The 14,383-nt window shown below is 54.4% G+C and carries 6 protein-coding genes; 2 read left to right on the forward strand and 4 right to left on the reverse strand.

The features are described from left to right. Window positions 1-25 precede the first annotated feature (25 nt). From ACA052_RS15355 to ACA052_RS15370, 4 genes are read right to left on the reverse strand one after another with little or no spacing between them, the layout of a single operon-like run. The gene (locus tag ACA052_RS15355; protein ID WP_497645638.1) at window positions 26-1,207 is read right to left on the reverse strand and encodes a hybrid sensor histidine kinase/response regulator; all 1,182 of its coding nucleotides are present in this window, start codon (window positions 1,205-1,207) and stop codon (window positions 26-28) included. Continuing rightward, window positions 1,201-1,794: a chemotaxis protein CheB gene (locus ACA052_RS15360; protein WP_497645639.1), complete on the reverse strand. Its 594-nt coding sequence runs from the start codon at window positions 1,792-1,794 to the stop codon at window positions 1,201-1,203. Before ACA052_RS15360 ends, ACA052_RS15355 begins: the two co-directional genes overlap by 7 nt. Further along, window positions 1,791-2,624, reverse strand: a complete 834-nt coding sequence (locus ACA052_RS15365) for a CheR family methyltransferase (protein WP_497645640.1) — start codon at window positions 2,622-2,624, stop codon at window positions 1,791-1,793. Before ACA052_RS15365 ends, ACA052_RS15360 begins: the two co-directional genes overlap by 4 nt. Next, entirely contained in the window at window positions 2,625-6,116 is a 3,492-nt protein-coding gene (locus tag ACA052_RS15370; RefSeq protein ID WP_497645641.1) for a response regulator, read from the reverse strand. 261 nt (window positions 6,117-6,377) lie between these two features. Between ACA052_RS15370 and ACA052_RS15375 the strand changes: the two genes are divergently transcribed. Both ACA052_RS15375 and ACA052_RS15380 read left to right on the forward strand, forming a co-directional pair. Then, a complete protein-coding gene (locus tag ACA052_RS15375; RefSeq protein ID WP_497645642.1) occupies window positions 6,378-6,740 on the forward strand; it encodes a response regulator in 363 nt (120 codons plus the stop codon). 172 nt (window positions 6,741-6,912) lie between these two features. Continuing rightward, window positions 6,913-14,292, forward strand: coding sequence for a hypothetical protein (locus ACA052_RS15380; protein WP_497645643.1), 7,380 nt, complete (start codon window positions 6,913-6,915; stop codon window positions 14,290-14,292). Window positions 14,293-14,383: the final 91 nt, after the last annotated feature.

A 14,383-nucleotide genomic window follows, 5' to 3' on the forward strand; every position in this document is an offset into this window, starting at 1 on the left:
AGGTTGCGTTTATCTGGCTGTTTTCCTACAGCGGCAGACAAACGCGAAACAAGGCGCCTTCGCCAATCCGGCTTTCGACGGTAATGGAACCGCCATGGGCGGTCACAATCTGTTCCGAAATAAACAAACCCAGGCCCAGCCCGGCAACGGCGTGTTTCGCCGTGACGCGCTCGAACTGCTGGAAGATACGCTTCTGGTTCTCTTCACCAATACCGATCCCCAGATCGCGCACTTCCACCCGCGCCTGACCGCTCTCACTGTACACCTTAACGGTGATCGGGCTCTTGGCGCCGTAACGCAACGCATTGGTCAGCAGGTTGGAAATCACCTGCTCAATGCGAAACTCGTCCCAGCTGCCGACCACCGACTGCTCGGCGTCCAGGGTGACCGACGATTCGGCGGCATCGATCTGTGGGGCGAAATTCTGCAGCAAACCGCTCACCAGTGCCGTGAGATCGAAGCGCTTCGGCCGAATCGACAACTTGCCGGTACGAATGCGCGACACGTCGAGCATGTCTTCGATCAGGCGGATCAGGCTTTTGATCTGCCGTTCGTCGCGGTCTACCATCGCATGCATCTTGTCCAGGGTAAAAGCCGAGGCGTTATCACGGGCCAGGTGCATCTTGCGCAGCTGGGTTTCGAGGATCAGGCCATTGAGCGGCGTGCGCACCTCGTGGGCGACGATCGACATGAAGTCATCGCGCATGCGCACCGCCTGTTCCAGCTCCAGCTGCGTGCTCTGCAACTGTTTGAGCAGGGCTTCCTGTTCGCGCCGGCTTTGTTCCAGCGCTTCGACTTGCAGCTTCATCTCTTTACGCTGACGGAACAGATCGACGAATACGTTGACCTTGCTCTTGACCGCGTGGATATCCAGCGGTTTGTAAAGAAAGTCCACGGCGCCGCTTTCGTAGCCCTTGAACGCATAGTTCAGCTCACGACCGGCCGCACTGACAAACACAATGGGGATGTTCTTGGTCTTTTCCGTGCCGCGCATCAACTCGGCCAGTTCGAAGCCGTTCATGCCGGGCATCTGCACGTCAAGAATGGCCATGGCGAACTCGTGTTGCAGCAACAGCGACAAGGCTTCGTCGGCGCACAGGGCTTTATAGACCAAACGGTCTTCGCGCTTGATCAGCGCTTCGAGCGCCAACAGGTTCTCCGGCAGATCGTCGACGATCAGCAGTTTGGCTTGAATGTGACTTAGCATGCTATTCGTTCCAGCTCGACAAGCAGACGGCCGATGCCGCGTATGGGAAGTATGTGGTCCGGCTGGTGCAAATCCAGTGCTGCCTGGGGCATGGTCGCGACCTGGGCTTCATCCGGGTCCTGCACGATGGTCAGGCCGCCGCGATGTTTGACTTTGGCCAGGCCGCTGGCGCCATCGCGGTTGGCGCCGGTCAGCAATACCGCGGCCAAGGCCGGGCCATAGGCATCGGCGGCTGACTCGAACAGGTAATCAATGGCGGGCCGTGAATAATGCACGCGGTCTTCCAGGCTCAGAGAAAAGGAGCGGTCCTGCTCCACCGACAAGTGATAGCCAGGTGCTGCGAAATACAGTGTCCCGGCTTCAACCTGGGTCTTGTCCCGGGCTTCCAGGACCCGCATGGACACGCGCCGGGAAAACACTTCGGCCAGATGGCTGCGGCGCTGATCCGGCAAGTGCAGGACCACAATGATTGGAAGCACGAAGCCTTCGCGCAGGGAACTGAGGATGCTCAGCAACGCCTCGACTCCTCCGGCGGAAGCACCGATCACAATCGCCTCGACCGAAGGCAAATCCGCTCCACTGTTCATAGTTTGCGGTAGATCCGTTCTTGTTTGACCAACGGCTCGAACTGGTTGCCGAAGGCGGAAAAATCAGGGGTTTCCTTGCTCCCGAGCACCAAAAAACCACGATGACACAGCGACTCGTAAAACAATCCGAAGGCGCGATCCTGAAGTTTTTTATTAAAGTAAATCAAAACGTTACGACACGAAATTAATTGAGTTTCTGAAAAGACACTGTCGGTTGCCAGGCTGTGATCGGCGAAGGTCACGTTCTCACACAAACTCTTGTCGAAAATCGCGTAGCCGTACGCCGCCGTGTAGTAGTCGGCGAACGAACGCTGGCCACCGGCGTGCTGGTAATTAGAAGTGTAGGCCCGGACATTTTCCATCGAGAAAATCCCCTGCTTGGCTTTTTCCAGTGAGCGCGGATTGATGTCGGTGGCGTAGATGATGGTGCGATCGAGCAAGCCTTCTTCGCGCAGCAGGATCGCCATCGAATAGACTTCTTCACCAGTGCTGCATCCGGCGATCCAGATCTTGATCGAGGGATAGGTCTTGAGCAGCGGCACCACTTCCCGGCGGATCGCCAGGAAGTGCGAAGGGTCGCGGAACATCTCGCTGACCGGGATCGTCAGCAGCTGCAGCAACTGCATGAACGCCGTCGGATCGTGCAGCACCTTCTCTTGCAACGCCGAAATGGTAGCGCACTCAAATTGGCCCAGCGCGTGCTGGACGCGCCGCTTGATCGATGCGCCGGAATAGTCGCGAAAGTCGTAGCTGTATTTGAGGTAGATCGCCTCGATCAACAACCGCAATTCGATTTCGCTACTTCGCTCGGCTGAATAATTGCGCTCCACTTAGATACGTTCCATCTTCGGTAACCACACTCGAATCAGCGAGAACAGGCGATCCAGGTCGATGGGCTTGGCCAGGTAATCGTTGGAGCCGGCCTGCAGGCAGCGCTCCTGATCGTCCTTCATGGCCTTGGCCGTCACCGCAATGATCGGCAGTTTGCGCCAGCGCGGGTCCTTGCGGATCTCGATGGTGGCTTCGAAACCATCCATCTCCGGCATCATCACGTCCATCAACACCAGATCGATGTCCTCGACTTCATTCAGTTTTTCAATCGCTTCACGGCCGTTCCGACCAATGACCACGACTGCGCCTTTTTGCTCCAGCGCACTGGTGAGGGCGAAAATGTTGCGCACATCGTCATCCACCAGCAGCACCTTGCGACCCTCGAAGACCTTGTCGCGGCTGCGCGCGGTCTTGAGCATCTTCTGCCGTTCATGGGACAGCCTGGATTCGACTTTGTGCAAAAAGAGTGTGACTTCGTCCAGCAGACGCTCCGGCGAGCGCGCGCCCTTGATGATGATCGAGCGCGAATACTTGCGCAGTTCGGCTTCTTCATCACGCGTCAGGTTGCGCCCGGTGTAGACGATCACTGGCGGGAACGAGCAGATATCCTCGGTGGACATGCGTTTGAGCAGGTCGTTGCCGAGCATGTCCGGCAGCTTCAGGTCGATGATCATGCAGTCGAAAATCGTCGTGCGCAGCAAGTCCAGCGCTTCCTGAGCGAAGCCTACCGCCGTGATCTCGATGTCATCGTCGCCAATCAAGCGGGCAATGCTGTCGCGCTGCAAATCATCGTCTTCGACCAGCAGCACGCGCTTGACCTTCTGGGTCAGCTTGGCCTCGAGGCGGGCGAACACGTCCTTGAGCTCCTCGCGAGTGGTCGGCTTGACCGCGTAACCGATGGCGCCCATGTGCATCGCGGCTTCGACGCGGTCTTCGACGGAGATCACATGCACCGGGATGTGCCGGGTTTCCGCGTGCTCCTTCAGGCGCTGCAACACGGTCAGCCCGGAATGGTCCGGCAGGCGCATGTCCAGCAGGATGGCGTCCGGAATGTATTCCTTGGCCAGATCGTAACCTTCGTCGGCGCCATGGGCCACCAGGCACTGATAACCTAATTCGTGCGCCAGATCGTAGAGGATGTGCGCGAAGTTCGGCTCATCTTCCACTACCAGGATGCAGCGAGTGGTGAACGGCGCGTGGGTGCGGTCGTCGTTGAAACGCGGGATATCCACTTCAGCGATCAGCGGCACCAGGGCGGCCGGCGCAGCTTTCGGCGTGCGGGCAACCGGCGACGCCTTCATTGGCTCTACCGGTTTTTCGCCCGGTTCAACGTATTGCTGCGGCAAGACCAGGGTAAACACGCTGCCTTGCCCCGGTTCGCTGGTGACGCTGATGGAACCACCGAGCAATGCCGCCAGGTCGCGGGAAATCGACAACCCCAGGCCAGTGCCGCCGTAACGGCGATTGGTGGTGCCATCGGCCTGACGGAACGCTTCAAAAATGCTTTCCTGCTGTTCCGCTGCAATACCGATCCCGGAGTCGCGGACGATAAAGGCGATGCCGTCGTTGGGTTGACTGGCCACGGTCAGGCTGACGACGCCTTTTTCGGTGAACTTCACCGCGTTCGACAGCAGGTTCTTGATCACCTGCTCCAAGCGCTGGCGGTCGGTGAACATCATCATCGGCGCGCCGGGCTGCAGATCGATCTGGAAATCCAGCTGCTTGTCGGTCGCCAGCGGCTGGAACATCCCGCGCAAGTCATCCACCAGACGCGCAACGCTGGTGTTTTCCGGGCGCATCTCAAGCTTTCCGGCCTCGACCTTGGAGATGTCGAGAATGTCGTTGATCAAGTTGAGCAAGTCATTGCCGGCCGAGTAAATCGACTCGGCAAACTTGACCTGTTCGGCGCTGAGGTTTTCCTGAGGGTTCTCCGCCAGCAACTTGGCCAGAATCAACGAGCTGTTCAGCGGCGTGCGCAACTCGTGGGACATGTTGGCGAGGAATTCGGACTTGTACTTGCTTGAGCGCTGCAACTCTTCGGCGCGTTCTTCGAGCAGGGTCTGGGCCTGATTGAGCTCGGTGTTCTTCAGGTCCATGACATCGCGCTGTTCGGCCAGGATCTGCGCCTGTTCGGCCAATTGTTCGTTGGTTTGCTCCAGCTCGACCTGCTGGGTTTCCAGATGGGCCTGGGATTCCTTGAGAATCCGCGACTGCTCTTCCAGTTCTTCGTTGGCCGTTTTCAACTCTTCCTGCTGGACTTGCAGCTCTTCGTTGAGTTGTTGGGTTTCGGCCAGCACTTCCTGCAAACGCTGGCGATAGCGAGCGGCCTCGATGGAGGTGCCGATGTTGCCGGCAATCAGCTCGAGCAATTCGACATCGCGTTCATTCAGCGGGCGCAGGAACCCCAATTCGATGACACCGTTGACCCGTTCGTCATCGCTGGTCGGCACCACCAGCACGCTTCGCGGCAGACCTTGGCCAAGCCCGGAGCTGACCTTGAAGTAATTCTCCGGCACCGCGTCGAGGCGAATCAGGCGGGCCGTTTGCGCCACCTGGCCTGCAATGCCTTCTTCATTGTAAATATGCTGTTCGCGCTGTTCTTCTTCGCGAGAGAAACCGTAAGAGGCAATGCGTTTGAGGCCGCCATGCTCCTCACGTACATAGATAGCCGCCACGGCCGTGCCGAGGTAGTGCGCGCAGAACTGCAGGATATTGCGCCCCAGCACATTCAGGCTCAGCTGCCCCAACACTTGCTCCGCCAGTTCAGTCTGGCCATTGCGCAGCCAGGCTTGCTGCTCCAGGCGCTGGGCGCTGGCTTGTTGCGCGGCGAGGTTGGCGCCGTAATTCTGGGAAAGCGTGAGCAAATCACGCCGGCCGACGTAGGCCAGTAAACCGCTGATCACGGCGATGAACAACAAATAAAGGCTGATACTCCAGACCGTCGTGCGGCGCACTTCCTCGTTGCGCGTGGTGCGCAATTGCTGCTCGGTGTCGATCACTTCTTCGAACTGCTTGCGGATCTCGTCGGTCAGCCGCTTGCCGCGCCCGGCCTTCACCGCGCCGCGGTAGTCACCGCTTGCGCGCTGCAAGTCGATCATCGACTGCGCATAGGCCGCCCATTCGGTCTGCAACGCTTCCAGGCGACGCAAGCGATCGGTCTGAACCGGGTTGTCAGCCGTCAGGTCGAGCAAAGTATTGAGCGCGACTTTGATTCTCGGCCTGGCCGTTTCGTAGGGTTCGAGGAATTTGTCGTCACCGCTGAGCAGGAAGCCGCGCATGCCGGTTTCCAGATCGACGGTCAGCTTCACCGCTTCATTGGCGTTATTGATCACACGGTCGGTATGTTCGACCCACTGGATCGTCGACAGCAAATAGGTAATCAGCGAGACGAAGAAAACCGCGCTGATCAGGCCGACGCCTAACGGCAGGCTGACATTGCGGCTTAGAAGTTTGCGGAATCGTTGCTCATCAACCGAAGACGCAGAGGTCATGGGGAGGCCTTGTCGAACTGTTGAAAACCAAAGAGTTTGCCCCAAAACTGGCGCCCTGTTCCACTTTTCTGCCACGTTTGCGCGCAAAATCCAACATTCAGCCGCGGCGATGCAATGCAGCGGTTATCCTTGCCGCACCTTGTACGGCTATTCTTTTTTGCGGGGCAGTGGGAACTTCTCGGGTTTCACCACTTACTCATGCAAGAGCCCGGCGATTTTGATCGTCCGGCTACCGTGAATTCATCTTTTGAGAACCTCATTATGTCCATTGAAAACTCCATCATCCTGGTTGTCGAAGACGACGACATCGTGCGCATGCTCATCGTCGATGTGCTGGAGGAACTGGAGTTCAAGGTGCTGGAAGCAGACGGGTGCGAACAGGCGCTGGCGTTCCTCAACGACGAGGATCAGTACATCGACCTGATGATGACGGACGTGGGATTGCCGGTGATGGACGGCCGGGAGCTGGCCACGCAGGCCCGGATGCTGCGCCCCGAACTGCCGATCCTGTTCGCCAGCGGGTATGCCGAAAATATCGATGTGCCAACAGGCATGCACGTCATTGGCAAACCGTTCTCCATTGACCAGTTGCGGGATAAGGTAAAAGGTATTCTTGAGCGCTGAAGCACTTTGCTTTTTGTTGATTCAAAATCCGAAGTTGGCATTCGATAATTTGCAAATATTTCCATCATTTTTCAATTGAGTAGATCGCTTACCTTCCCGCGCTCGATACCTTGATTTCCTGTTCCAAGGGAGGTCGAGGTTTTTTTCATCCCGCGAGTCGATAACCCTCCTCATGCCAGCTTTAAACGTCACTGCATCCGCCACCGCTTCACATTCAATTCCAACAGCGCCACCGCTGCCAACCAATGGGTTGGCCGGCAGGGAGCCGCGTGCGTTACGGACGCATAAGCACTTTCAAAAAGTGCCCGATCCCTCTACTTCAGGGAAAAATCCGGTCACCGGAGATTCGAAATCCCCGATTCCAATTCCGGTGTATGTCGGACTCTTAACCGCCAATCATATCCCTGACGCATGGAAAGCAGGAAAAGGCGCGGTATTCGATCAAGAGTCCCTTGAAAGAGTATGGTCATCTATTCAGGACTATCTCCGAACCCAACCCGTCTCGGAAAAAGAAGTTTTACAGTTACTCAAATCCGGCATCCTGCAAACACCCACAGGTCAAGTACTTGCCCCTCTTTGGGTGGACGCGATCATGCGTTCGATCAAACCACTCGATGATCTCAAGCCTGGGCAGTTGCGTGAGTTTGTAGAGATCATCTGTCATCTGCCTCCAACTCAATGGGCAAATGTTTTCGGAGAAAACGTCAATCTCCCCCGAGGCGCGAATGGCGAAGGGGTTCTTGGCTTTATCCAGACTCAACTCAAGTTGACGCGTGATGGGCAGGAGAAAAATATTGCCGCAGGCGAGTTGCTCGACGATACCACGTGGGAAACGCTGAACAATTTCACGAAACAGGCGCGCCAGTACATACGCCCCTCAAGTGAAACGTCGCTTAACGTAATCCTGAGGCAACTCGAAGACCTCATCCATATAAGGCCGTCACCGAAAGAAGCCAAGACCTTGATGGCCGGATTCGTCGAGGCAATGCGCGAGCCCCGCCCGAATGAACGTGATCGTTGGTCAGAGCGTTTTCCGGCGCAAGCGCAGAAGCTCAATGACCAATTGAACGCGATCGAGATTGTCGATAACCGGCCTGATCGAAGTTGGCTTGAGGAAGTGATAGACCCTTCGAAGGTTACGAGCCCAGTCAAAGCAGCGCTTAGCAAGTTAGGTTCAATGACTCTCAGCGACTTGGGGAATGAACTGCAGGACAGCGTTAGCCTCATGGTGGCGAATGTCGCTTTTTACCTTTTCTCCGGTACTGAGAATGAGCCAGCCCCGGCGCAAAATCCTCCAACTACAACTCTTGATTCACCGCTGTTGGAGGACATTCTAGAAATTGAAAATCGCGCTTCTTTATATAACGAGGTTGACACTAAAGGGCCTACCCCCGGAGAGGGGTTCGCGGCAAAGTTTCTGTATACAGCCAATGTGCTGGATACGATCGGTGTCCTGGGAGTAGCGGCAAAAGTACAACCTTTTCTACCTGCCGTTCCAAAGGTCGCTCCCGTTGCAAGCTCTTCGCCTGAAGCGGACATCCCGGTTGACTTGGGCGATATGAAGGCGCAGGTCGCGCAGCGGGAAAAAGAAGTGAATGCTTTTATCGCCTCACTGCAACCCCGTGCAGGAAATGATACAGGTGGCGAGTCCAATACCACTGCGCAACGTGGTCCATCCTCCACTCCAGAGCCATCTCCTGCGCCATCATCAGCACCGCCGACAGACAACATACTGAGCACACTGGAACAATTGAGCAAGATTGCCAGTGACGCATTGAGCAGCATCGATAATGCTCTCAAATTCCCGGAAGCTATGGGGAATGATGAGCTCAAGCGCCCACTACTGAGTCTTCAAGAGCTCGTGGCGAATTTCGCCGCTCGGGAGGCTCCGTCGAATGACGAGGGCGGAATTCCACTGTTGGAGCGACGTGAGCAAACTGTGCCACATATCGTGGTTGATATCCCGGAGGAGCAAGAGGCAGAAAGTTTCCTGGGTGGACGACCAGTCTACAATGACCTCGTGACCACTCCTCCATCATGGTGGGAATCTATAGCCACTGAGATGCAAGCCGCGCTCTCTCAACTGTCCGCAGTGCTCGCCACTTACCGCAGCTATGCAATCGGGTCTGCGACTGCCGCAGTCCAGATTATCAAGGACAATCCCCGGGCAACCCTCTCTGCCGCGTGCGCAGCAGCTGTCACCACCGCCTTCGTCGCAGCCACAGCGCTTTACAACCATTACAGCGAACAGGTTCCGGAGCAGTACAATACTCCCCAACCCGATATCGAAAGCGAAGCGCTGATCCACGAGCGCCAAGATGACGAAGTAGAAAAAATTCTGGATCAGCCAGTCGCTGCGGGCAATTCTACCGTTCAGCACAAAATCCTTGAGCTGATGTATCAGTCCGCAGAGCACGACTTGCTTGACGACGAGAAGCTACTTCAGCAGGTCGAGTTACTGCTGGAACAACCGAGCTCGCAAAACCCTGCAAAAACCTATGCCGAGTTGATTTTAGAGGCGGAGGGCAAAAGATTTATCGCGAGTGAGTTTGTTCACGAGCCTGACAGCGATGCCACTAAGTTAATCAGAGTCAGGCGTAGTGCTGAACCGGTAATCGAAAACACTGATGACCTCGAAGAAAGCACCGCGAACCAAGCGGTGCTGACCCAATACCTGAAAACGATGGAAGCACTGCAAAGTCCCGATATCGACCACCATGAGGAGATTGGCGACGGCGCCCCGGCGAATCCGGAGACTGAAGCCGCAAGGCAGGTGGTTCGCGTACTGCGCAGAAGACGTGCGGTCACGTGGGCGGACAGTTCTTGCCTCTCTGGCGATAAGGCGTTAATTCCCCGTTATACCCGCGCGCTGCTGGAGTCCGTCAACGCAGCGACTAACCCCAACGCCGTGAAGGTCCAAGTGCCGATGCACTCCACCTTCGGGCAGTGTTGGTTGAACTTTGTTAACGCCATCAAAAACCCATTCTTCAATGACTGGGCCAAAACGATGGACCTCGACCTCTCTACGACGAAAGTAAACACCCACGATGGCAGCCTGTCTGGCAAGGTCAAAGGTGTCCAGACCACGTTTGAGCTGGCTGATAATACCGGATGGGCGAAGGTCGCCGGCCCGATACTCAAGGCCCTGAAAGTAGTCGACCCAACCTTGCATGGCGTGCCCTATCCTTCCGGCTCAGGCGTTGAATTTCCACTACTCAACGGGTTTTATGGAGAACCTGCCATAGGGAACGCCGCCGCCGCACAGCAGCGAGCCCGCGAGTTGAACGCTGACGAGGCTTTTCCCACCATCAATCCTGATGACCCGCTAAGGCCTTTGGAGCTGAGATCCGAGCCGTTCATTGCAAGCCAAAAACAATACCTGGGCAATCTTTATACCCACCATGCGCTAGTGACGGGTTTGAAGCTCCTCATTGCAGACTTGGCCAATAGCGCCAGTGTGAACCTCACGGAATGTCTCCTGCCTGTCCATGCAGATTCGACATTTGCCCTCAAACACCCGACAGAAGCTCAAACCACAATCGATGCGGTACGGTTTATCGAGGACAGTGGCTGGATCGTGCCAACGACTAAAGAAGCGACACTCAACCTGATTGAAGCTTTAACCTTTGCTTTACCTGAAAGCCTGGGAAACGGAAATTACTGGGGGGCTTTAGCTAATGACCGCGCGCTTACAACAGCCCAACAAAACACAGTCCGTGAAGCTATTGGCCAGGTGGATAAACCTGTAGGCAAAAGCTTGCTCGACCATTTATTGCAAAACAACGCGGTAACCAGCCCGATCCAGGGCCTGTATCTCGCCCTGGCCTCTGCGCAAGCCAAAACGCTTGGGACGGTGCTGGAGCAGAAGTTTGACGTCGCGCCGACTCCAAGCAGTGGTACTGAGTGGGCCATGGCGGCGATGGTGCTTGACCTTGATGCCACACCAGGACAACCGCGTAACCATGTCGCAGGGTACAACCTGACACAGGAGGCTAACTGGGGGGCAAAACCCGCTTCAGTTGTCACCAAACTTGAACACCATCTTATGGCCGGGGGCAAAGTCTCCTCGAAAGCCGCGCCCGTGGCGGCATATCAACTGCTTTTGGGCATTGCGCCAGAATTTCTTGCCCAGAAAATTCCCGACAATCTGGTTATCGGATCCCACACCTGGACAACATTCAGGATTGCCGCTGCTCGTATTGAACAAGTTAGCCCAGGGACTGTGCCGAAGATGACCTTTGAGCAGGTCATGAATTATGGCGAAATAGCGTCCATATCCGTCGGTGACGAAATCGCGGCACAATCGGCTTCGGTGGACCCGCTGATCGATTGGGCGATCGCCAATGGGGTACTCCTGCAAAACACCAACGACATTTATACAGAGCAGCAGTTGAAAATCGTCGGGGAAAAGTTCCAGGAGGTCCGAGAGGAACTGGCCCGGGCTCAGGGCTATCTGACGGCCCCCACTCCCACGAGAAAAGACATCGCATTGGCCGAGCTGACTCGGGTTTTCGGCAAGGATTTGCCCTACGAAGACCTGACCTTGACACGAAAAAACACCCCGCAAGGGGTGGCTAAAATGGCTTACTCACTGCTTGACCTCTATATAACTGGAGAGTTTGCCCCCGGCACCTGGGAGTCAGATGTCCTCCCTGTTCGCCGACTCGAGCAAAAATTCAGTCAATTGAAAAATGTGAACACCGTTTTTGTGCCTGAGTTTAATAGCCACTTTGACAATTTGATCACCGGTTCGAGTTCAATTTTCAAGCATCTGGTTGCGCAACTACCGCCGAGCGACAAAAAAAACCTTGAGTATGGCAAGAATACCTATTACTCAGTACGCAGCCAGACTGGAGAGTCCACGCACAACCAAACACCGGACAAGATTGAGGCCAATAAAGGTCGCCACGGCATTTTGATACGTACTGAACACCAGCAGAGCACTACGTACTACGAAGTATTTCCGTCAACAGTACAGATCATTAAACGCTCGGACATTACTGAAACGCCAAAGTTGGGTGGAAAAACTGAAATCGTCAAGGGCCGGGGGGAGATGCAATTAGCAACACGACAACGTTTTGATTGGCAAGCCTATCAAACCGGTACAGCGCCGAAAGAGGGGGCTTGGTCCGACGTCATCATCGAAGAACTAAAACCTGTGGAACAAAAAGTTGTGCTCTACCCACCCGGCTATGACTACAACACTATACCCAATCCGTTTTCTCCAAAGTCTCAAATAAACCATATGGCTTCTGTCGTTGTTAAAGAACACTTCATCACCGGTCGCGACAAGTTACAAACCTTAGCCAAGGGCTCGACTAAATCGGAGGAAGAGGAAATATTCAAGTGTAACGTAAGGGACTTCTTCCTGGACTTGGTACCTTTCAAGTCCTGTGTTGACAACATCATAGCGGGTAACAAAGGCAGCGCCGCCCTGGACTGCACGTTAGATGCAGCCGGTTTCGTCATTCCCGGAGCTCTAGGTGCTGGCAAAGCTATTCAAATAGCAAAATCCGGCGCCAGGTTTGTACCAAAGGTCATGAAATTGACATGGATGACCGGCAAAGGTCTCGTCTCTTCGGCGAACCCGTTCGATGGCATAGGGAGCATGCTTACTGCAGGGAAAAACGTGGTTGGCAAGCTGGGAACGCAAGCTTACAGCGCAGCAGGCAAGGGAATCGAACAGGTTAAAAAGCTTTACCGCGGTCCCAATGCCTTTGACTCGACCCAAAATTTTAAACGCGCGGACGTTACCGAAGGCACTTGTAATGCGGTACAAGGCGCTGGCCAAACCAGCAAAGTCACAGCGCTGATATACGAGGGAAAATGGTACGCCTATGATGCCACTCGCAATCGACCGTATGGCACTGCGCTTGATAACTTTAAGCCTGACAGCTCCATCTCGTTAGAGCGTACGACATTCAGCGATGGAACAACCAAACTAACGCCGACAAAGCTCTTCGAAACGGAGGCGCACACCATTCAGCGATCGACAGGCGTCGATGTTTTGGTTGGCGATCAGGTTTATCGATTTGATCCAGAACACCCAGAGGTGATGCATGAGATTACATCAGCGGCTAATTTCAAGCAGGAGCTTGAAGGGTTCGAGGCGGTTTGTAGCATAGGTGGCAAAAGCAAGCGAACAGGTCATTGCTTCTCTAAAATAATTGATAAAAGCTTGGGAACCGTCCAGGAAAGAAGGGCTCAAGCGACTGAACACAAGCGCCTTTATCCAACAGCGGTTCAAGACGGCGTGAGCCCTCGTGTGATTCACGAACGACGCATATACAAATGCACCTCCGATTATGAAAAATGTAACCCCGATGAGTTGACGGTACCCCTGCAGTTCAAAGCTGTCACTACGGGCAATATTATTCCGAACGATTTCTTTGGACTTCCAGGCAAAATTGTTGACAACGAACTTAACGCAGCATCCAAAGTTGTCCGAATTAACGCTATCGTCCAAGGGCTTGACGATGCGCGCGAAGTGAGAGCATTTATGGTAAATATCCCTGGCTTACTCTATGGCAAGACCACCTACTTGGTTGCAGAGGCTGATACCGGACTTTTCTACTACTGCAAGTACGACGGAAAGTCGGTCAACAACATTGAGTTTTCGAATATCAGCCCACTTGACGAAGGTCTCGGCTCCAATCTAATAAAAGAATATCACAAGATCAAAGACCCCTTTATTTCAAATGTAGCAAAGCTGCCTAATAACGACTTCGTCTCACTGCCTACGCTAGACTATTTATACAAAGAATTAGAATCAATTGGCTGGACACCTATTGAACTTTCCGACTTAAAAAAGTCAACTGCCAAGCTCAGCGAAGCACAAAAACGCGACCTGATTTTGACAGCCATGAATAGACAGGGCCACTTCAATATCGAAGTTTCTATTCCAGCCATAAAAATCGAACCTATAGGCAAGCCCCTTTATTTTTCAACTCTAAGTCGAGCCCAAAAAAACGAAATTTACGCCAAGGGTGCAACGGTTCAAGCGGACAAACAAATAAGCGCTACCGGCGTTGGATCGGATAATAAGCTCATCGACATCGATCCAAATGACCTGCAGCGACTGGACATCGCCAAACCCGTGGTTTTATGGCAGTACTCGAGGAGAAGCAAGCCCGGCGGCATTGAAATGGTGCTGAAAACCGGTGCCGGAAACTGTGATCATATGGCGGCTATAGCCGCAAAAATAATTTTGCTAGATGGCGGAAGCGCAGATCTTTGGCATATGCCGAATCATATGTTTACGCTGGTGGGAGGGCCGCCGCGCGGAACTATCGCGTCTACTATCGATTTTTCTGAGCCGGCGTTCAAAGACGCATGGGTTGTAGATCGATGGGCGGGCATAACTTGCCCGGCGGACCAATACATAAAAAAACTGGAAGACCAAATGACTGCCTGGCACGATAAAAATCAAAAAATATTGGAAATCAATCGGGAGGTGGTCCCCAACACTGGTAGTTGGGTAGACGCAACAGATACGAATTGGATGGGGGGAATTCAAACAGGACCGAAATCGCCTATGAAAATAGATGTTTAAATTGGCATTCTGTAAAAACGCATGATCGCGACGCTCCCATTCCGGGAGCGTCTACTTTGGTAGCGCATCACTACCTCAAAACCCGCGAGAT

Source organism: Pseudomonas sp. LBUM1644 (genome assembly GCF_059716195.1).

What these genes read in the sequence shown, in the direction of transcription:
- ACA052_RS15360 (WP_497645639.1), bottom strand. Translation starts at nt 1,794, where the DNA reads ATGAACAGTGGAGCGGATTTGCCTTCGGTCGAGGCGATTGTGATCGGT.
- ACA052_RS15380 (WP_497645643.1), top strand. Translation starts at nt 6,913, where the DNA reads ATGCCAGCTTTAAACGTCACTGCATCCGCCACCGCTTCACATTCAATT.
- ACA052_RS15355 (WP_497645638.1), bottom strand. Translation starts at nt 1,207, where the DNA reads ATGCTAAGTCACATTCAAGCCAAACTGCTGATCGTCGACGATCTGCCG.
- ACA052_RS15375 (WP_497645642.1), top strand. Translation starts at nt 6,378, where the DNA reads ATGTCCATTGAAAACTCCATCATCCTGGTTGTCGAAGACGACGACATC.
- ACA052_RS15370 (WP_497645641.1), bottom strand. Translation starts at nt 6,116, where the DNA reads ATGACCTCTGCGTCTTCGGTTGATGAGCAACGATTCCGCAAACTTCTA.